Below are 17,770 nucleotides of genomic sequence, written 5' to 3' on the forward strand. Positions count from 1 at the left end.
TCCAATTTTCTTTTCAGTCTTTTTTAGAGAAACTTTATTTTAACTCAAACAGTGGAATACTGGTTGATAGGGGGATTTTAGCAGGAGATATTTTGATTGTACAGAGATCTTGAAGTTAAAATAAACATTTCCTACCCAAACCCCGATTTTGTTAAGATAAACAGTTCAATCAGATTGATAAAAAGTGATTAAATATGGTATAAGTGTAAAAGAAGCAGGGACATCTTGCTTTTTAATTTTAGGATAGCGGGTTGGCCCCGTATCCCGTAGTGAGAGGATTGGAATTGAAATATGAAAGACAATTTTTGGCGTGATTTACCACGACCTTTCTTTATACTGGCACCAATGGAAGAGGTGACGGATGTTGTTTTCCGTCATGTAGTAAGTGAAGCAGCTAGACCTGATGTGTTTTTTACAGAGTTTACAAACACGGAAAGTTATTGTCACCCAGATGGAATGCAAAGTGTGCGTGGACGTTTGACTTTTACAGAGGATGAACAACCAATCGTAGCCCATATATGGGGAGACAAGCCTAAATACTTTCGCCAAATGAGTATTGGTATGGCGGAACTAGGCTATAAGGGTATAGATATTAATATGGGCTGTCCTGTGCCTAATGTGACAAAGAACGGAAAGGGAAGTGGCCTTATCCTTCGTCCAGACGTTGCGGCAGATTTAATACAAGCAGCAAAAGCAGGAGGATTGCCTGTAAGTGTAAAAACAAGGCTTGGTTACGCAGAGGTAGATGAATGGCACGATTGGCTAACACATATCTTGAAACAAGATATTGTTAATCTTTCCATTCATCTGCGTACAAGAAATGAAATGAGCAAAGTAGATGCTCATTGGGAACTAATCCCTGAGATTAAGAAACTTCGTGACGAGGTGGCACCAGATACACTGTTGACAATCAACGGGGATATCCCTGACCGTCAAACTGGCTTAAAGCTCGCTCATCAATATGGTATTGATGGAGTTATGATTGGGCGTGGTATTTTCAGCAATCCATTTGCCTTTGAAAAGGAGCCGAAAGATCATAGTAGTAAGGAATTGCTTGATCTCTTAAGGCTGCATCTGGATCTTCATGATAAATATTCAAGCTTAGGGCTGCGTCCGTTCAAGGCTCTTCATCGCTTTTTTAAGATATATGTCCGTGGATTCAGAGGAGCAAGTGAATTAAGAAATCAATTAATGAGCACAGCGTCAACAGATGAAGTGCGTGCATTACTTGATAACTTTGAGTCAAAGAATCTTGATGTAATAGGGCAACAGTAGAAGTGTCCCAATTCAAGGTAAAAGCGAAGTAGGACGTTAAACTTATTACCGAAGAACAAGTTTGCAAGAAATGATTTCTGAAAGAGATCAAAATAAAAGCGGGAAACCTTGAATCGTCAATGGTTTCCCGCTTTTTCTCATTTTATATTCTAGTTACATATAATCATAAACAGAATCATCAAAATAGAGCCAGTGATAGTATTCAATCTGTGGATCAGTCATATTAGAAATTTCTCTCTCATTGAATTTTTGTTGCTCAATTAATTTCTGCGCTTTTGAATTTCTTTCAGCTTGGCTCATTTTAAATCCTCCTTATAGTATGAAAAACAAAGTATTTAAATTTTGAAAGCGTTTTCCTTTTCTTGTTTTTATTATACATCTCAAATTGAGATTAAACCAATATCAATTTGAGATGATTCTTCAGAAAACGATATAGAAATTAGAAGTGTTATTGATTTACTACCTTTTAGGAGGGGAAAGACGCAAGATCGAATAGAAAAAGCCTGTGTTTTGCTAAGGGGATATGCCTTCAATTTAATAAATTGGACCCAAAAAGTGGGGATTATGCTGCTTTTCGAGTTTGATTAGCGAAAGCTTAGGGAGTCAGCGCAAGTAGGGGGGAGAAATTTTAGCTGAGAGAGGGGACTAAAAGGAGTTTTTTAGAAAGTAGGCTGTGTCGATTTTGTATCTATTTAGAAAAATTCTCGTTATTTTGTAGTGAGCAATTGCGGAAGCGGGATCGTTCATGTAGAAAGTCCTTGAGCGGCATAGGCTTTTCCTATAGCAAAAACGTAGATTTTCCAGGTTGTTTTTTTACCTAAGAGTTAGATTTACACTAAATTCTTATATTAACTATTATAAAGATACATAAATGATTTTTCCTTTGCTTATCATATTATCCTCTCAGGAAACTCTATACAAAAAGTAGAAATCTAAGGGTTGGAGGCTATTAAAGGGAAAGAGTGAGGTTTCATTTAATAAATCATATATAGAATATCTTCTTGCTATTACAAACAGAAGCTCAAGAAAGAGTGGTTTTATTGAATTACATATAAAAAACACTAAATAGTAAAAAAATTAGGTATTGTAAGGATACTATGCTATACTGAGTTTACCATTTGCTTTACCAATTACTATTCTTGTTTCGATATGCCCTATTCATTCGTGAGTAGGGTTTTTATTATGGGTTTTAAGTTTTTGTGAGAATAAAAAAACAGACTCTACGAGTAGAGTCTGTTTGTATGTTTGGGTTAATTACGCTTTTTGAACGTTAGTAGCTTGAGGTCCGCGTTGGCCTTGTTCTACTTCAAAAGTTACAGCTTGACCTTCGTCTAAAGATTTGAAGCCTTCGCCTTGGATTGCTGAGAAATGTACGAATACATCGTCTCCATTTTCACGTTCGATAAATCCAAAACCTTTGTCTGCGTTAAACCACTTTACTTTACCTTGTTCCATTATTGTTGCCTCCTCGTGCGCTATGCACACATTGTGTTACTATTCCTGCTCAAATCTTCAGACGAAAGTTGTTAACTTATCAATCTTCGCCGAACAAAAATAATTCTTATTAAATGTAACAGAAACAATCAGGTATTGCAAGTAAAGACGAAAATTAAGTAATAAGCGCTAAATATTTTTAAAAATAAAAGAAGATTTTTTATAGAGTAGAGCTTGAACAGTTTACTATTTAATACGCGTAAGTGCATTGAAAAACATATCTGCAAACATGTGAGTTGTGTGGTGGATTTGAAACTTCTTTATTTATATAATGGGTTAAAGAAAGTTCTTATGTGGGGTCACCAAGATGTTCAAAAACTCCATACACACAGTGTTGTTAACTTGCTTTACAATTTATAAACCTTAATCTTCCCATCGCTTATTGTTGATTTTCTCAATAATTCCATGCAAATCATCCGGCTTATGAAACTCAATCGGAGAAGCACCTTTCTCAAACAAAATGGATTCGGCTTCAACAATGGCTACATAACGGCCATTGACTTTCGCTAAGTGAATGTTTTCCCCAAAATCCGCTAGCAATCCCTTAATCTCCGTCTCGCCAAGCTTCATTTTTAACTCAGCCTCAGGCGTATGCTCGACAATATGAGCGGCTGCTTCCATCACTTGATGGGTATCTAATCGTTCTTGTATCTCTCGTTTTTCACTTGCAGCCCACAGCTCCATATCCGACTCAAACTGTTCTCGTTCCTCACTTTCAGCTTCAAACGTTTCACTAACGTGTTCACGTACCATATCCATCACTTGCGTTTTCATCACTTCAGGCATTGGCTCGTTGTAGTCGATGAACTTTAAGAAGTCTTCAAAATAGCGAGCATGTGATGCTTGGTGAATAACAAGCTCGCCTTCCTCAACCATGCCTTCTTCAGGCATGTACGGGTATTGAATGGACTTCATATTTTTTGTCGTAATCGCCATTTCAACGTGACGAATAAGGGTAGATTCATCTGAAATAGAAGCTACTTTTGGCTCGAAGTCACACTTTAAAATAAACACAAAGGCATGATCAAAATATTTTCTTGGAACAGCAGATACAACTAAAAATGCTCCTCCTCGAACGGCAGCTGTATCAAGGTAAGCGTTGATAAACTGTTCGCTGTTTTCTTCAAATTCCTCTTTCGTAGCGGCGAAACGAGTCCGGTGAAATAAATTGTAATTCGGATTTGAATCAAGATCATGTCCTGGCTCAACAATAAAATAACCGAGCTTTGTTGGGACTTGTTCAGCTTTTGGATGACGATCTACTTTGCGTTTTACAATTTTCTTAAATTCGCCGTCTAAAAAATCTTTAATTGAGCTTTCCTCATATTCTTCCGTATCAAGCGTTTGAAAATGCTTGTACTGTTTAGATGCTTGTTCTTCTTTTCCTTCTACTTGTATTACATAAAATGATAAAAAGTTAATTTTAAAATCCATTTGGTTCACCTTGTTTCTTTTTAATCGGTTACTTCAGTATAAGAAAGAGTAAAGGTGGCGTCAACGCTTGGGGAATAACGAATTCGGTTTCTTTCCTTGTTTCTTCTTCCTATATATAAGAAGGTTGAGACTGGTGGAATAAGAGGTTTCTGTGAACTACAACGTCAGTGCAGTCCATAGAAAAACTTTATAACCTTGCTATAGTGATGATTAATATGTCTAAAAAGAATGCTAAGTACACATCATTTCTTCTAATCATTTTTAAAACCTCTTCATCATCACTTTTAAATCTTATGTACTCATAATATAACTTCATAAGGAAACTCTAGAGAAAAAGTAGGATTTCGGACGTTGGAGGACAATTACAATGAAAGTTTTATCAATGATACAGCCTTGGGCGAACCTTTTTGCCCTAAGAGAAGCTACATATGAGACAAGATCATGGAAAACAAATTACCGTGGACCCTTAGCTATTCACACAAGTAAGAAAATAAATAAGGAAGCCTGTAACCGTATAGCTATCCGTTCGCTTCTGGACACACACGGCTACACAACAAAAAACCTCCCTACAGGAATGATTATTGCGGTATGCGAGCTTAAAGACTGTTTGAAGGTTGTTGAAAATAACGAGACGTGGGCCATTTTAGAAGACGGAAGAATCGTATCAGAAGACGACTATTTCTTAGGTGATTTTGAGGTTGGTTATTATGCTTGGGAAGTGGAGGAGATGAAAATGTTGGAGGAATTTATTCCAGCAAAAGGTCAGCTTGGGTTATGGGAATATGATTTATAAATAATATTCATATTACTTATAAGATAATCATGGACTTTATAAAAAACACATCTAAAACCTTAATAATAAGGGAAATGAGGGTTGTTAGATAAGTAATAGGGATAAAGATTTAGAGAGTTGCATCACATAATAGTTATAGTGAATACATTTTCACCCTTTTTTTAAACCTTTAAATAGTTTATAATTATCAGATAACGGTGGATATTTTAACCTGTTAATTACTATAATAAAATATGGGGAAGTTTTCATCGAGACAAGAAAGATGTATTCCGAGGTCGCGCTTGGATTTGGTGATCCCTGGATAGGAGACACTGCATCTTTTTTGCAAATACAAGGGGATAAGGAAGGGTATTATGGATAACAGACAGGAACAAACAGACGTTATTTTAATTGGTGCTGGTATTATGAGTGCAACATTGGGGTCAATACTAAAAGAATTAGCGCCAGGTTGGAATATTAAAGTATTTGAAAAGCTCGCAAAAACAGGGGAAGAAAGTTCTAATGAATGGAATAATGCTGGCACAGGGCATGCGGCACTTTGTGAGCTTAATTACACATCCGAAAAACCGGATGGATCTATAGATATTAGTAAAGCAATTCGTATTAATGAACAATTTCAAATTTCAAGACAGTTTTGGTCTTATCTTGTGAAAAAAAGTTTAATTAAAAATCCACAGGAATTTATCATGCCATTGCCTCATATGAGTCTAGTGCAAGGAGGAAGAAACGTTGAGTTCTTAAAGAAACGTTTCGACGCCATGACGAAAAATCCTCTATTTGAAGGGATGGAATTTTCTGATAATCCTGAAGAGCTCGAAAAGTGGATTCCGTTAATTATGGAAGGCCGTACATCAACAGATCCAATTGCAGCGACAAAGATTGATTCTGGAACAGATGTAAACTTTGGAGCATTAACACGCATTCTGTTTGATCATTTAAAAAATCAAAACGTTCATGTGAAGTATAAACATGGTGTAGAAGATATTAATCGTAAAAAAGACGGTTCATGGGAAGTAAAAGTTCAAAATATGGAAAGCGGGAAAACAGAACGCCATAACGCTAAATTTGTCTTTATCGGCGGTGGTGGAGGAAGTCTTCACTTACTCCAAAAATCAGGTATTCCTGAAGGAAAAGGCATCGGAGGATTCCCTGTAAGCGGACTATTTATGGTCTGTAACAACCCGGAAGTTGTGGAAAAGCATCATGCGAAAGTGTACGGAAAAGCTCCAGTTGGCGCGCCTCCAATGTCTGTTCCACATCTCGATACACGCTATATAAACAATAAAAAGTCATTGCTGTTTGGACCATTTGCTGGATTCTCACCAAAGTTCTTAAAAAATGGCTCAATGTTTGATTTGATTACTTCTGTGAAACCAAATAATGTACTAACAATGTTAGCAGCAGGCGTAAAAGAAATGTCGCTCACAAAATATTTAATTGGGCAAGTTATGTTATCAAAAGAAAAACGCATGGAATCACTACGTGAGTTTATTCCAGAGGCGAAAAGTGAAGACTGGGAACTCGTTGTCGCAGGCCAGCGCGTTCAAGTGATTAAAGACACTGAAGCAGGTGGTAAAGGAACCCTTCAGTTCGGTACGGAAGTTGTCAGTGCCTCGGACGGCTCAATTGCGGCATTGCTTGGTGCTTCACCAGGAGCCTCTACCGCTGTTCATGTTATGCTTGAGGTTATTAAAAGATGCTTCCCAGATGAAATAAATGCTTGGGAACCAAAGATTAAGGAAATGGTTCCGTCATATGGCATATCATTAGCGGAGAATCCAAAGCTTTTCAAAGAGATTCATACTTCAACGGCGAAAGCGCTTGGATTGAGTGAAAGAGGACCTGTTTATAGTTGATAGGAATTTTCTCTAGTATGTTAGGGAATAATTGGCTTTATGGTATAGGAATTCATAGTTACATAGATAATAGAGTATGGAGAGAATGAGAACCTTTGATTTTTAATCAAAGGTTCTTCTTTTTTCTTCAATAACCGATAAAATATGAGCTTCTGTTCCGTAGGCTCCTCTAATTGTTTTTCTAGCTTCTATTGACGTTCTAGCCGTTACTGACTTCATTTGTTTTTGTCCTTCGACTTCTATTTCAACAATGAAACATTTTGATCCGCATCTCATGCTGTTTCCTCATTTCTTCAGTTTCTTCTTTTATTGTAAAGGAAGAGTGCTTTGAGAGGAATTAAATTGATTTAGTAATAAAAATATAGTTAATGGAAATGTAAAGTGTTTTCGTAACAACAAATTATACTGTTCTATTCTAACCGATTTGCTTTCAATTCAAATCAGGTATATAAAGGTGTTAAATCACTTCATAGTTTCTCGTCCCTAGCATCAGAATAGTACATAGGGGGCGATGGAATGGAGAATTTTGTTCAGCAGATAAAGACGTTATCAAATAGGATCCAGAGAATGAAAGATAATATTAAAACTGAGGAAGCAACAAAGACATCTTTAATTATGCCTTTAATTCAGGCGTTAGGATATGATGTTTTTAATCCGGAAGAATTTGTGCCAGAGTTCATAGATGATGTTGGGATTAAAAAGGGCGAAAAAATCGATTATGCGATTATGGATAGCGGGAATCCTGTTATATTAATTGAAGCGAAATGTGTACATGAAGAGCTTTCTAAACATGATTCACAGCTTTTTAGATATTTTGGAACAACAAAAGCAAAATTTGCAATTTTAACAAATGGGATTGAGTATAAGTTTTATACAGATTTAGAAGAACGGAATAGAATGGACATGAAGCCTTTCTTTATCTTTAATCTACTAGAGTTTAGAGATAATGATATATATGAAGTAGCCAAGTTTAGAAAGAATGTGTTCAATGTTGAAAATGTGCTTACAACAGCATCTGAACTGAAGTATACAAGCGAAATTAAACACTTTCTTACCGAACAATGGGAAGAACCAAACGATGAGTTTATTAAGTTTGTGCTGAGTGATGTTTATCAAGGCATCAAAACAAAGAGGGTTATAGATAATTTTAGAGATATTGTGAAGAAGTCTTTAACACAATTTGTAAATGAGAGGGTGAATGATAAACTTCAGCAAGCATTAAATTCATCGGGCACACGTGAAGAACCACTTGAGAAAGAAGAGAGTTTTAAAACTAAAGAGATAGTTGAAGATGTCGTAACGATCGAGACTATTGTAACAACAGAGGAAGAAATTGAGGGCTATGTTTTTGTTAAACTAATGTTACAAGATGAAATTGATTCAAGTAGAGTACATTATCGAGATAATAAAAGTTATTTTAATGTTCTTTTGGATGATAGTATTAGAAAATGGATTTGTCGCTTAGGGTTTAACACGACTAATAAATATATTCAATTAAATGATGAAGCAAAAACAACTTATAAAATCAATAATGTTAATGAGATTTCTCTATATAAAGATAAAATTCTTGAAGTAGCAAAGCAGTTTCAATAGATGAAGGATTGCCTTCTACATAAGAAGCTTTTCTTTAATAAGGGCCTTATTCCATGGGAGAAAGGCTTCTTTTTGTATGCATAATCTAGTGGAAATAGGTATTGATTAAATGGAAAATATATCATATATTAATATCTGTCCAATATTAAAAAAGGCAAAAGAACGAGACTAATTGAAAAGGTGACATCATTGACAAAATACGATTTCTTAAAAATAACCATCACACTAACCATCATTGCTTACCTTGCTATATTCCAACTCCCTGATTTTGCACACGGGTTTATTGATGGAATGCATAGCGGTAGTTGGCACAGTCGAGGGTTTTAATACATAATTTTGTATATAAAGGGTAAAAGTCGAGGTTTATAAGATACCTCGACTTTTGTTATGATAATATGGATCACAAGAGGGGAATGAATAGTTTATTACTAAGATAACATTCTTCATTAGCATTCCTGTTCAAAACGCAACCTTCTTAACACACCTAAGAAAAGTCAAAAATACTTATTTTTCAACAAATAAATTGAAACTAATGAGAGTGTTCATTCGTAATATGTCTAGGAATTAAATTCGCTATCTGAGGGGAGAGATTTCCCTTGGTGGATTGGTGAAGGGAGAGAAAAATAAAATGTTTGTAAGTTGGATGAGACCACTGGACAAAGTGTTACTGTGGCTTGGGTTACCGTACGTTCTTACGTTAGCTGCAGCCTTCTTTATGAATAGAGATAATCCAATCAATGAAACAGCTTGGTTTTTTGTCGGATATATGGTGTTAATGGTTATGATATCAGGAGAAAAAAAGAAACGGAGAGTAAAAAGAGGGTACCTTAGCCGTAATAGTGCAATTTGGCTATTGCTTGGCTTTGGGATAGGATATTTTCTGTTAGGAATCTTATTAGGTGTAATTGTAGGTTTAGCGTTTGGTTTTGTAGCTCATAAGTATAAATTAAATTCTACTTATCCAACAGCCATTTTGACTATTGGATGGTGTTTAAATATTAAAGAAAGTTTCCAAACAAATCCTTCATTGGTAGATAAATTATTTTCAATTTATTCAACAACTATATGGAGAGAAACTTCCCTTTTACTTCTCCTTGTTGCTTTATTTCTGTTAATTGTGGGGGGGCTAATGAGCTTATTCTTGAAAAAAGGAGAAAAGGATTCTCAAAGCCATTCTTCTTACGATCGTCCTCGAGAAAGTTATGGAGCAAAAGGTCAAGGATGGAAAGAGAAACTGAAACTATTCAAGAATCCTTTGAGAAGTTTGAGAAGAGAAGCTGCTGTGTCAAAGGAACCATACCCTGCTTATGATGAGAGAAGAAGAGCAGACGAACGATACATGGATTATGATGAGAGAAGAAGAGCAGACGAACGATACATGGATTATGACGAGAGAAGAAGAGCAGACGAACGATACATGGATTATGACGAGAGAAGAAGAGCAGACGAACAATACATGGATTATGATGAAGAAAGAAGAGCGAATGAATATGACAGAGAAGAAGAAGCGCTCGGAGAACGAAGCCGCCGGAAAAATGTAGAAGGTGGTCGATATCAGCGTCGCCACGGTAGATAACAAGGAAAGATGGACACTGTAGCTGAGATCGAACCAATCTCTATAGGTATGATAAAGAATATTTTAAGAGTCATGTTGTTTTCAACATGGCTCTTTTTTGCTGTTTCATTTTTTCAACAACTACCTTGCAAATGTTTGGTACATGCAACAAGCTTCAACAGTGCTATTATAAGAATAACCAATCCGGATTGGGGTTGATCAAAGTGAGTGAGTTAGTTTCTCGTCAAAAAATGCTATTGAAGAAATTGATTGTAAGCAAGAAGTATCGATCTGTTGGGTCGTTTGCTAAGGAGCTCGAAATTTCGAGCCGCACTCTTCATAATGATTTAAAAGCTATTGATCGATTTCTAGAAGCTTTTTCTTCAAAAGTAACAAAAAAATCAGGAGTTGGGATTAAACTTGTTGGAGAAGATAATGAAAAATTGCTTTACCACTTAGAGAGCGAAGAGGCTAGAAAAGAATCTGTTGAAGGAAGACGACAAGAAATCCTTCTTTCTCTACTCTATAATGAAACCGCTACCAGCTATAGGAAGCTAGCAGAGAAATATTTTGTAAGTATAAGCTCGATTACGAATGATCTTGTATGTATTAAAGAGTGGTTAGCACCATTTCATTTATCCCTTGTTAAATCGAATGTTGGCACAGAAATTAAAGGGAATGAAGAAGATATTCGTACAGCTCTTTGTTCCTTGTTTAAAGTCAGCATTATAGAACATAACGATGAAAAGGCTGTAGAGATTCCGAATATGAAAGAATCACAGGAGATCATTCAGTACATTGAAGAAGAACTTGGCTATAAATTTAATGAAGAATATTATGAACATTTAACAAGGATTGTTGCAGTTATGCTAAGCCGCATCTCAAATGGTTTTACAGTCGCATCTTCAGAAGACTTGAGGTTAGAAGAATTTCATGCCCTGCGTATGTATGGCGTTGTGCAGAAAGCTCTTCATCTTTTTAGTTCATTATCCATCACAGAAATTCCTCAGTCAGAAATTCAATATTTAAATACCAGTATTTTAGGAGCACGCTTAAGTCATGTTGGAGCAAATGTTGAACTTTACTATCAAGATATTTTAAAGAAGCTTGTGACAGAGTTGTGCACGATGGCAGATGAAGCATTTGAAACTAACATTCATGATGAAACATTATACAATGGGCTTCTTATTCATTTAAAACCAATGTTATATCGATTAAAACACGGATTAATTGTACAAAATCCACTTTTGGATGATATTAAAGAAAATTATTCAGCAATGTTTGGATTTACATGGTTTTTAGGATCTTTTATTGAAAAAGAAACGGGTTTAAAGCTCAATGATCACGAAGTCAGTTTTCTCATGATTCACTTTCAAGCTGCTCTTGAACGAAACGTTAGCATTAAAAAGGTAATTGTCGTATGTCCTGGCGGGGTTGGAACATCACAGCTGATTGCTAACCGGATTAAACGAATGGTTCCCCAACTTTATGTAACCGCTATCTATTCATATAGAGAGCTTTTAGATGTAAATGTAGAAGCATTAGATATTGATTTCATCATTTCTACAATTCCTCTTCAAGATATAAATAAGAAAGTTGTATTAGTTTCTCCCATGATGGATGTTAACGATGCTAAGAAGCTTAATAGTTTTTATCTTGATTATATTTTTCAAAACGAAAACCAAATCAGACACCGATATGAAAAGCTTCTTCACGCTATTGACCGCAACTTGATTTTTACCAACCTAGACATGACAAGTAAAGATGAAGTGATTGAATTTGTCTCAACAAGTCTACAAAAAAAAGGCTATGTGACAGATCAATTCTATGAATCTGTTAAAAACAGGGAGCAGAAGGCTTCAACAGATTTAGGAAACAAGGTGGCCATTCCACATGGAGAAAATCAGTTTGTCCAAAAGTCTTGTATTTCCGTTGTAACCCTCAAAGAGCCAATTAAGTGGGGAAGAAGTGAAGTTTCTATTGTGTTTTTTATCGTCTTAAAAGTAGAAAACAAGCAAAGTATGAGACCAATCCTACGAGAGCTTTATCAAGTGTTGGATTCTAAAAGAATATTACAAATGATGGAACGTGCGAGCTGTGAAGACGATATTTTGCACATTTTAGGAGGAAAAGAGGATGATTGAAAAAGAGCTGCTTGTTGTAGATGAAGCATTTAAAAATAAAGAAGAGTTAATTTATTCTCTGTCTCAAAAAGCTAATGAATTAGGGAAAGTAAGTCAGGTTTCTCACTATATGCAGTCTGTTTTAAAAAGGGAGGAAGAATGTTCAACAGCGATTGGCTTTTCGGTCGCTATCCCTCATGGCAAATCAGAAAGTGTGAAAATACCTTTTGTGGCTTTCGCTCGTCCACAGCCGTTCATTCAGTGGGATAACAATGAAGAGGAAATAAAGCTAGTCTTCCTTATAGGAGTTCCAAAAGAGCAGGAAGGAACCGTTCATTTAAAAATCTTAGCGAACATTAGCCGAAAGTTAATTGATGAAGAATTCCGTTCAAGCTTGCTGCAAGCAGCTTCTAAAGAAGAACTATATGGCTTACTAACGGAAGCTGTACAAAGCTAAAGAGATACTAAGAGCAATGGGGGCAGATGATTATGGTGGAGTTAATGAAAAATATGAAAAAACATCTTTTGACAGGTGTTTCTTATATGATTCCGTTTACGGTTGCAGGGGGCGTATTGCTAGCCATTTCTGTAATGCTTTCAGGGCAAGCCTCTGTACCTGAGAAAGGATTTTTAGGAGCACTCGCCCAAGTTGGTACAGCAGGTTTATCGCTTTATGTGGCTATATTAGGTGGGTTCATTGCGTACTCGATGGTAGACAGAGCAGGGTTAGGACCTGGGATTATTTCTGCGTATCTTGCTTATGAGCTAGGAGGCGGATTCCTCGGTGGAATGGTCGCGGGAATTGTGGCAGGAATTGTTGTTTACTATTTAAAGAAAATTAAAGGACCCAAAACAGTTGCAACCGTTATACCGATCTTTATTATTCCTCTTTTAGGAACGTTCATTTCAGGGATGATTGTAGTCCTGTTTATTGGTCAACCTCTTGCAAACTTGATGGAAGCTTTGAGCGAATGGCTACTCGGCATGCAAGACAGCTCCAAAATTATGCTAGGGATTATTTTAGGAGCAATGATGGCATTTGATATGGGAGGTCCTTTTAATAAGACAGCTTTCTTTTTCGCCGTAGCCGTAATGGATACGTATCCACAGCTCCTAGCAGCCGTAGCTGTTGCAGGGTGTACTCCACCGCTTGGCTTAGCACTTGCTTCTACTTTATTCAAAAATAAGTTTAACGTCGAAGAACGTGAAGCAGGAAAAGCGGCTTATATTATGGGGGCCATTGGCATTACAGAAGGAGCGATTCCATTTGCTGCAGCTGATCCTTTAAGAGTGATTTCCTCCATTATGGTAGGAGGAGCAGCAGGAGCTGTCACTTCTTTGCTTCTTGGAGCATCTAATTTTGCTCCATGGGGTGGACTTATTGTTTTACCTGTAGTTGAAGGACGATTAAGTTATATTATCGCTATTATTGTAGGAACAGCTGTTACAACTTGTATGGTTGGGCTCTTAAAACAAAGCGTCGAAAGTACAACAAAGCAATCTGTATATAAAGAAGATGATGATTTTGAATTAGAGTTTGATTAATAAAAAGGAGTGATTAAGAAATGAAAATTGTTGCTGTTACATCTTGTCCAACGGGAGTTGCTCACACATATCTTGCAGCTGAAGCGTTAGAAAAAGCGTTTAAAGAAGGAGGGCACACCATTTCTGTTGAAACGCAAGGCTCTGTAGGGATTGAAGGTGAGATCACACAGATAGATATTGAAGGAGCAGACTTTGTGATTCTAACCAAAGATGTGTCGATTAAAGGAGAGGAACGATTTAGCGGAAAACAAATTGTACGTGTTACAGCAGGAAATGCCATTAGAAAAGCAGACCTGATTGTTAAAAAGTTAGAACAAAAGCTTCAGGAACAATAATAAATAAATGGGGAGTGTAAAAGATGACTAAATTACCAATTAAAAAAGCGGTAGATATTTTGCTAGACTTACAGGAAGAAGGAAAAGGGTCTACGTTGTTAGGGATTGGGCCAATGTCAGGTCGTCTGCTTCGTGCAAGTTTTGAACTTGCTAAAGAAAAAGATTTTCCCCTTTTATTTATCGCAAGCCGAAACCAAGTAGACGCTGAAGAACTTGGAGGAGGATATGTGAACGGATGGAATCAACAAACGTTTATGAAAGCTATCCGTTCAACAGCTGAGCAAGTTGGTTTTAACGGTTTGTATTATGTATGCCGAGATCATGGGGGTCCATGGCAACGAGATAAGGAAAGAAACGATCATTTAGATGAAGAAACAGCAATGGAACTAGGGAAGAAATCATACGTAGCAGATATTGAAGCTGGTTTTGATTTACTTCACATTGATCCTACGAAAGATCCTTTTGAAATGGGAAAAGTTATTCCACTCGAGACAGTGTTAAAACGAACGGTTGAGCTTATTGAATATTGTGAGCAAGAAAGGCAAAAAAGGAACCTTCCTGAAATTGGCTATGAGGTTGGAACAGAAGAAACAAACGGTGGGTTAACGTCTATTGAAACATATGAATCTTTTATCGTTGAACTTACAAACGAATTAGAGCGAAAAGGATTGCCAAAGCCAACGTTTATTGTGGGACAGACAGGTACGCTTGTAAAGAAAACGGAAAACGTTGGAACGTTTAACTTTTCAAATGCAAAAGACTTAGCTGGAGTGGCTAAAAAGTACGGAGTTGGTTTGAAGGAACATAATGGAGACTACATTGAGGATGATATCCTGCTAGCACACCTACCAGCTCACATTACAGCAACAAACGTTGCTCCTCAATATGGAACAGAAGAAACGAGAGCTTACTTGTCGTTAAGTAAAGTGGAAGAGAAGTTAAAGGAAGAAGGACTTCTGAATGAAACCTCTAATATCCGAAACATCCTGTTAGAATATGCGATTAAAAGTGAACGATGGAGAAAGTGGATGGTTGGTGAACAAAAGGATGTAACAGTAGACGAGATTTTGAAAGATGAAAACCTTGCTGAGGAAATCTTAGATATTGCGGGGCACTATACGTTTAATAATGAAGAAGTAAAAGAAGGGATACAACAACTTTTTTATAACTTGAAAGAAAACAGTATTGATGGTGATCGGTTTGTAGTGGATCGAATTAAGCGGTCTTTAAATACTTATGTAGAGTGCTATAATCTTGAAGGAACTACATCGAGAATGATGGAAATGGACGCAGTTAAACAGTAAACAATGAGGATAAGTCATAACAAAGAGAATAGAGGTTTTCGCTTTGAGAAACAGAGGCACAATGGTTGTCTCTGTTTTTCTGTGTAGAAAAGAAACATATCCTATTATAAAATGGTAGTATCCATTTTTAACATTTTTAGGAGGAACCATCACATGCTAAAAATCAGAAACGCTGCTCTATCAGATTTCCCAAGACTCATTGAAATTGAAAAACTCTGTTTCTCCAAAGAAGAAGCTGCAACTCCAGAGGCAACAAAACAGCGTCTGCAATATATCCGTGACAGTTTCTTTGTCGCTGAAGAAGACGGAATAATTTTAGGATTAGTGAATGGACCTGTAACAGGACAAAAGTTCATTACAGACGATTTATTTGAAGGTATTACGGCAAACCCTTCATTCGGCGGTCATCAGACAATTCTAGGATTAGCCGTCCATCCAGATTTCCAAAGTCGAGGGATTTCAGCAAAGCTGTTAGCTCATTTGGAAAAGGAAGCGCGTAAACGGACTCGTGAGACGATTACGCTTACGTGTAAAGAAGATTTAATTTCGTTCTATGAAAAACACGGATACATCAACATGGGTGTCTCAGATTCTGCTCACGGTGGAGCGGTTTGGTATAACATGAGTAAAAGATTGAAATAGCAGGAGGAGTGTAATGTATCCAATAAGAGTGAGAGGAAGCGCATTGATTATTGAAAATGAAGCGGTTCTCCTAGTGGAGTTTCATGACGAAAACGGTCTTCACTACAATTTGCCTGGTGGAGGAGTAGAACATGGTGAATCGCTCTTACAAGCAGTGATACGGGAAACGAGGGAAGAAGCTTCTATAGATATTGAAGTCGGGGAAGTAGCTTTTCTTTATGAGTATGCGCCACATTTAAATCATGATAAATATGGACCTGTGCATTCGTTAACAACCATTTTTGACTGCTCGGTACGAGAGGGAGAAAATCCTAAGCTGCCGGAGAAACGGGACCAAAACCAAACAGGAGTAAGGTGGGTACCGCTAGAGGAGCTTCATGCGATTGTTTTATATCCGAATCTCCGGAAGGAAATCTTAGCGTACCATAAGAAAAAGCATAGCATTCTATTGTTAGAAGAACAATTTCTAAAGTCATACTAAAAAGGAACGAACGCTTCTATAAGCACTCGTTCCTTTTTTTATGCTCTTTCTTGTTTCACACGTTTATTACTTTTGTACACAAAGTATAAAGCAAGCAGCATAAACGCTAAAGCTGCCAAACGTTTGCCATCAATATGAATTTCAAGACCGCCAAACCAGCCGAAATGGTCAATAATCATACCTGTGATAAGCTGACCAATAATGGTTCCAATGTTTGTTGCAATAACGCCAATTCGAGGTACTGCAATTACAGTTAATAAAAGGTAAGCAACCCCTAAAAAGACGGCACTTAGCTGCCATTTTGGCGCTTCCATAATCGCTAAAATGTTTCCTTGACCGAAGAATAAAATAATAAGAGCAAGAAATAGAGAACCTGTAATAAAAGTGAAAAGAGTGGTTTCAATTGTTCCAGCTTTTCGACTAAGTGTTCCGTTCACAGAGGATTGAGCACTTAGAACGATTCCGCCGATTAATGTAAAAATAACCATTGCAATTGCCATAGCTTAAACCTCCTAGTAAATTAAAATAAGGGCAATAACCATCGAAATAAGTGCGAAAACTTTTTCTTTGTTGACCGCTATTTTTTGACTTCCAAGCCAGCCAAAGTGTTCAATAAACATACTCATGACCATTTGGCCAATGACAATCGATACCATTGTAATGCCAACTCCAACAAATGGAACGCTAATCACAATCGAAGTTAAATATATAAGGCCAAAAAGTCCGCCAACTAGTGTCCATTTCGGCGCCTCTCTGGTATATGATAATTTTCCTTTTCCAAAGAAAATCCATAATAGTCCCATAATGATAGAACCACCAGCAAAGTTATAAAAGCTGCTTTCCAGCTCTCCAATCACTTTGCCAAGCTCTCCATAAATGGCTCCTTCTAGGCTTAGTGAAGCGCCAGCTAGTAAAGCAATGATGTAGATGACATAGCGCATAGTAATACTCCTTCCTAATAATTAAATAATTATATATCTAGAATTATCGAAATGATAAACAGAGAAAAAAACTTTTATAGTTTCTCTCTCACATATTTCTCTAATTCTTTAATTGTTTCTTCATTACGACGATAATACGTCCATTTTCCATGACGTTCTGATTGTAATAATTTTGCCTTCTGCATCATCGATAAATAATGAGATATTGTCGATTGAGATAAATTAGCTTTTTCTTGAATATCTCCAACACATACGCCTCCTTTTTCTTCGACGTACGCAGAAGGCGTATTAAAGTGTTTCTCAGGATCCTTTAACCACGTCAAGATGTCTAGACGTATCTCATTTGAAAGTGCTTTGAAAATATCGATTGAATTCATGTCTTATATACTAATCGTAGTA

General features: G+C 36.7%; 20 protein-coding genes. 13 read left to right on the forward strand and 7 right to left on the reverse strand.

Annotated features, from left to right (window positions below; all coding sequences use genetic code 11):
- The first annotated feature begins 291 nt into the window (after positions 1 to 291).
- The gene (locus tag ACK3CR_RS00520; protein WP_328124007.1) at positions 292 to 1,275 is read left to right on the forward strand and encodes a tRNA dihydrouridine synthase; all 984 of its coding nucleotides are present in this window, start codon (positions 292 to 294) and stop codon (positions 1,273 to 1,275) included.
- A gap of 153 nt (positions 1,276 to 1,428) precedes the next feature.
- On the opposite strand, the gene ACK3CR_RS00525 is transcribed toward ACK3CR_RS00520, so the two are convergent.
- From ACK3CR_RS00525 to ACK3CR_RS00535, 3 genes are all read right to left on the reverse strand, one after another.
- Entirely contained in the window at positions 1,429 to 1,575 is a 147-nt protein-coding gene (locus tag ACK3CR_RS00525) for a BH0509 family protein (protein ID WP_139210367.1), read from the reverse strand.
- Between the two features lie 954 nt (positions 1,576 to 2,529).
- Positions 2,530 to 2,730 carry a cold-shock protein gene (locus ACK3CR_RS00530; protein ID WP_019394549.1) on the reverse strand — a complete coding sequence of 67 codons (201 nt, stop codon included), beginning with the start codon at positions 2,728 to 2,730 and terminating at the stop codon, positions 2,530 to 2,532.
- Positions 2,731 to 3,132: 402 nt separating this feature from the next.
- A complete protein-coding gene (locus ACK3CR_RS00535; RefSeq protein ID WP_328124008.1) occupies positions 3,133 to 4,203 on the reverse strand; it encodes a DUF3900 domain-containing protein in 1,071 nt (356 codons plus the stop codon).
- A 367-nt stretch (positions 4,204 to 4,570) separates the two neighbouring features.
- Here ACK3CR_RS00535 and ACK3CR_RS00540 point away from each other — a divergent pair, with 367 nt between their 5' ends.
- Positions 4,571 to 4,996 carry an ASCH domain-containing protein gene (locus tag ACK3CR_RS00540; RefSeq protein WP_410915060.1) on the forward strand — a complete coding sequence of 142 codons (426 nt, stop codon included), beginning with the start codon at positions 4,571 to 4,573 and terminating at the stop codon, positions 4,994 to 4,996.
- A 353-nt stretch (positions 4,997 to 5,349) separates the two neighbouring features.
- A complete protein-coding gene (locus ACK3CR_RS00545) occupies positions 5,350 to 6,852 on the forward strand; it encodes a malate:quinone oxidoreductase (protein WP_243509995.1) in 1,503 nt (500 codons plus the stop codon).
- A 102-nt stretch (positions 6,853 to 6,954) separates the two neighbouring features.
- Here the strand turns inward: ACK3CR_RS00545 and ACK3CR_RS00550 are convergent, their stop codons facing one another.
- Positions 6,955 to 7,128, reverse strand: a complete 174-nt coding sequence (locus ACK3CR_RS00550; protein WP_243509991.1) for a hypothetical protein — start codon at positions 7,126 to 7,128, stop codon at positions 6,955 to 6,957.
- Positions 7,129 to 7,368: 240 nt separating this feature from the next.
- On the opposite strand from ACK3CR_RS00550, the gene ACK3CR_RS00555 reads away from it, so the two are divergent.
- The 10 genes from ACK3CR_RS00555 to ACK3CR_RS00600 all read left to right on the forward strand — a co-directional run bounded on the left by ACK3CR_RS00555 (position 7,369) and on the right by ACK3CR_RS00600 (position 16,430).
- Positions 7,369 to 8,445 carry a type I restriction endonuclease gene (locus ACK3CR_RS00555; protein ID WP_488974538.1) on the forward strand — a complete coding sequence of 359 codons (1,077 nt, stop codon included), beginning with the start codon at positions 7,369 to 7,371 and terminating at the stop codon, positions 8,443 to 8,445.
- A 189-nt stretch (positions 8,446 to 8,634) separates the two neighbouring features.
- The gene (locus ACK3CR_RS00560; RefSeq protein WP_488974539.1) at positions 8,635 to 8,772 is read left to right on the forward strand and encodes a hypothetical protein; all 138 of its coding nucleotides are present in this window, start codon (positions 8,635 to 8,637) and stop codon (positions 8,770 to 8,772) included.
- 301 nt (positions 8,773 to 9,073) lie between these two features.
- Positions 9,074 to 10,021 carry a hypothetical protein gene (locus tag ACK3CR_RS00565; protein WP_488974540.1) on the forward strand — a complete coding sequence of 316 codons (948 nt, stop codon included), beginning with the start codon at positions 9,074 to 9,076 and terminating at the stop codon, positions 10,019 to 10,021.
- A 203-nt stretch (positions 10,022 to 10,224) separates the two neighbouring features.
- The gene (locus ACK3CR_RS00570; RefSeq protein WP_488974541.1) at positions 10,225 to 12,144 is read left to right on the forward strand and encodes a BglG family transcription antiterminator; all 1,920 of its coding nucleotides are present in this window, start codon (positions 10,225 to 10,227) and stop codon (positions 12,142 to 12,144) included.
- Positions 12,137 to 12,580: a PTS sugar transporter subunit IIA gene (locus ACK3CR_RS00575; RefSeq protein ID WP_328124014.1), complete on the forward strand. Its 444-nt coding sequence runs from the start codon at positions 12,137 to 12,139 to the stop codon at positions 12,578 to 12,580. The genes ACK3CR_RS00570 and ACK3CR_RS00575 overlap by 8 nt, the downstream gene beginning before the upstream one ends.
- A 32-nt stretch (positions 12,581 to 12,612) precedes the next feature.
- Positions 12,613 to 13,668, forward strand: a complete 1,056-nt coding sequence (locus tag ACK3CR_RS00580; RefSeq protein ID WP_488974542.1) for a PTS fructose transporter subunit EIIC — start codon at positions 12,613 to 12,615, stop codon at positions 13,666 to 13,668.
- Positions 13,669 to 13,688: 20 nt separating this feature from the next.
- The gene (locus ACK3CR_RS00585) at positions 13,689 to 14,003 is read left to right on the forward strand and encodes a PTS fructose-like transporter subunit IIB (protein WP_243509973.1); all 315 of its coding nucleotides are present in this window, start codon (positions 13,689 to 13,691) and stop codon (positions 14,001 to 14,003) included.
- Between the two features lie 23 nt (positions 14,004 to 14,026).
- The gene (locus ACK3CR_RS00590; RefSeq protein ID WP_488974543.1) at positions 14,027 to 15,307 is read left to right on the forward strand and encodes a class II D-tagatose-bisphosphate aldolase non-catalytic subunit; all 1,281 of its coding nucleotides are present in this window, start codon (positions 14,027 to 14,029) and stop codon (positions 15,305 to 15,307) included.
- A 153-nt stretch (positions 15,308 to 15,460) separates the two neighbouring features.
- Positions 15,461 to 15,949 carry a GNAT family N-acetyltransferase gene (locus ACK3CR_RS00595; protein ID WP_488974544.1) on the forward strand — a complete coding sequence of 163 codons (489 nt, stop codon included), beginning with the start codon at positions 15,461 to 15,463 and terminating at the stop codon, positions 15,947 to 15,949.
- 13 nt (positions 15,950 to 15,962) lie between these two features.
- A complete protein-coding gene (locus ACK3CR_RS00600; protein ID WP_488974545.1) occupies positions 15,963 to 16,430 on the forward strand; it encodes an NUDIX domain-containing protein in 468 nt (155 codons plus the stop codon).
- A gap of 38 nt (positions 16,431 to 16,468) precedes the next feature.
- On the opposite strand, the gene ACK3CR_RS00605 is transcribed toward ACK3CR_RS00600, so the two are convergent.
- From ACK3CR_RS00605 to ACK3CR_RS00615, 3 genes are all read right to left on the reverse strand, one after another.
- A complete protein-coding gene (locus ACK3CR_RS00605; protein WP_328124016.1) occupies positions 16,469 to 16,930 on the reverse strand; it encodes a DMT family transporter in 462 nt (153 codons plus the stop codon).
- Between the two features lie 12 nt (positions 16,931 to 16,942).
- Complete coding sequence (locus ACK3CR_RS00610) at positions 16,943 to 17,371, reverse strand: DMT family transporter (protein WP_243509962.1); 429 nt, start codon at positions 17,369 to 17,371, stop codon at positions 16,943 to 16,945.
- A 74-nt stretch (positions 17,372 to 17,445) separates the two neighbouring features.
- Positions 17,446 to 17,748 carry an ArsR/SmtB family transcription factor gene (locus ACK3CR_RS00615; protein ID WP_328124017.1) on the reverse strand — a complete coding sequence of 101 codons (303 nt, stop codon included), beginning with the start codon at positions 17,746 to 17,748 and terminating at the stop codon, positions 17,446 to 17,448.
- Positions 17,749 to 17,770 lie beyond the last annotated feature (22 nt).

Source organism: Priestia sp. TRM10 (genome assembly GCF_057808375.1).

Excerpts from the sequence above, each read along its gene's own strand:
- ACK3CR_RS00520 (WP_328124007.1), top strand. The coding sequence starts at position 292 with ATGAAAGACAATTTTTGGCGTGATTTACCACGACCTTTCTTTATACTG.
- ACK3CR_RS00525 (WP_139210367.1), bottom strand. The coding sequence starts at position 1,575 with ATGAGCCAAGCTGAAAGAAATTCAAAAGCGCAGAAATTAATTGAGCAA.
- ACK3CR_RS00530 (WP_019394549.1), bottom strand. The coding sequence starts at position 2,730 with ATGGAACAAGGTAAAGTAAAGTGGTTTAACGCAGACAAAGGTTTTGGA.
- ACK3CR_RS00535 (WP_328124008.1), bottom strand. The coding sequence starts at position 4,203 with ATGGATTTTAAAATTAACTTTTTATCATTTTATGTAATACAAGTAGAA.
- ACK3CR_RS00540 (WP_410915060.1), top strand. The coding sequence starts at position 4,571 with ATGAAAGTTTTATCAATGATACAGCCTTGGGCGAACCTTTTTGCCCTA.
- ACK3CR_RS00545 (WP_243509995.1), top strand. The coding sequence starts at position 5,350 with ATGGATAACAGACAGGAACAAACAGACGTTATTTTAATTGGTGCTGGT.
- ACK3CR_RS00550 (WP_243509991.1), bottom strand. The coding sequence starts at position 7,128 with ATGAGATGCGGATCAAAATGTTTCATTGTTGAAATAGAAGTCGAAGGA.
- ACK3CR_RS00555 (WP_488974538.1), top strand. The coding sequence starts at position 7,369 with ATGGAGAATTTTGTTCAGCAGATAAAGACGTTATCAAATAGGATCCAG.
- ACK3CR_RS00565 (WP_488974540.1), top strand. The coding sequence starts at position 9,074 with ATGTTTGTAAGTTGGATGAGACCACTGGACAAAGTGTTACTGTGGCTT.
- ACK3CR_RS00575 (WP_328124014.1), top strand. The coding sequence starts at position 12,137 with ATGATTGAAAAAGAGCTGCTTGTTGTAGATGAAGCATTTAAAAATAAA.
- ACK3CR_RS00580 (WP_488974542.1), top strand. The coding sequence starts at position 12,613 with ATGGTGGAGTTAATGAAAAATATGAAAAAACATCTTTTGACAGGTGTT.
- ACK3CR_RS00585 (WP_243509973.1), top strand. The coding sequence starts at position 13,689 with ATGAAAATTGTTGCTGTTACATCTTGTCCAACGGGAGTTGCTCACACA.
- ACK3CR_RS00590 (WP_488974543.1), top strand. The coding sequence starts at position 14,027 with ATGACTAAATTACCAATTAAAAAAGCGGTAGATATTTTGCTAGACTTA.
- ACK3CR_RS00595 (WP_488974544.1), top strand. The coding sequence starts at position 15,461 with ATGCTAAAAATCAGAAACGCTGCTCTATCAGATTTCCCAAGACTCATT.
- ACK3CR_RS00600 (WP_488974545.1), top strand. The coding sequence starts at position 15,963 with ATGTATCCAATAAGAGTGAGAGGAAGCGCATTGATTATTGAAAATGAA.
- ACK3CR_RS00605 (WP_328124016.1), bottom strand. The coding sequence starts at position 16,930 with ATGGCAATTGCAATGGTTATTTTTACATTAATCGGCGGAATCGTTCTA.
- ACK3CR_RS00610 (WP_243509962.1), bottom strand. The coding sequence starts at position 17,371 with ATGCGCTATGTCATCTACATCATTGCTTTACTAGCTGGCGCTTCACTA.
- ACK3CR_RS00615 (WP_328124017.1), bottom strand. The coding sequence starts at position 17,748 with ATGAATTCAATCGATATTTTCAAAGCACTTTCAAATGAGATACGTCTA.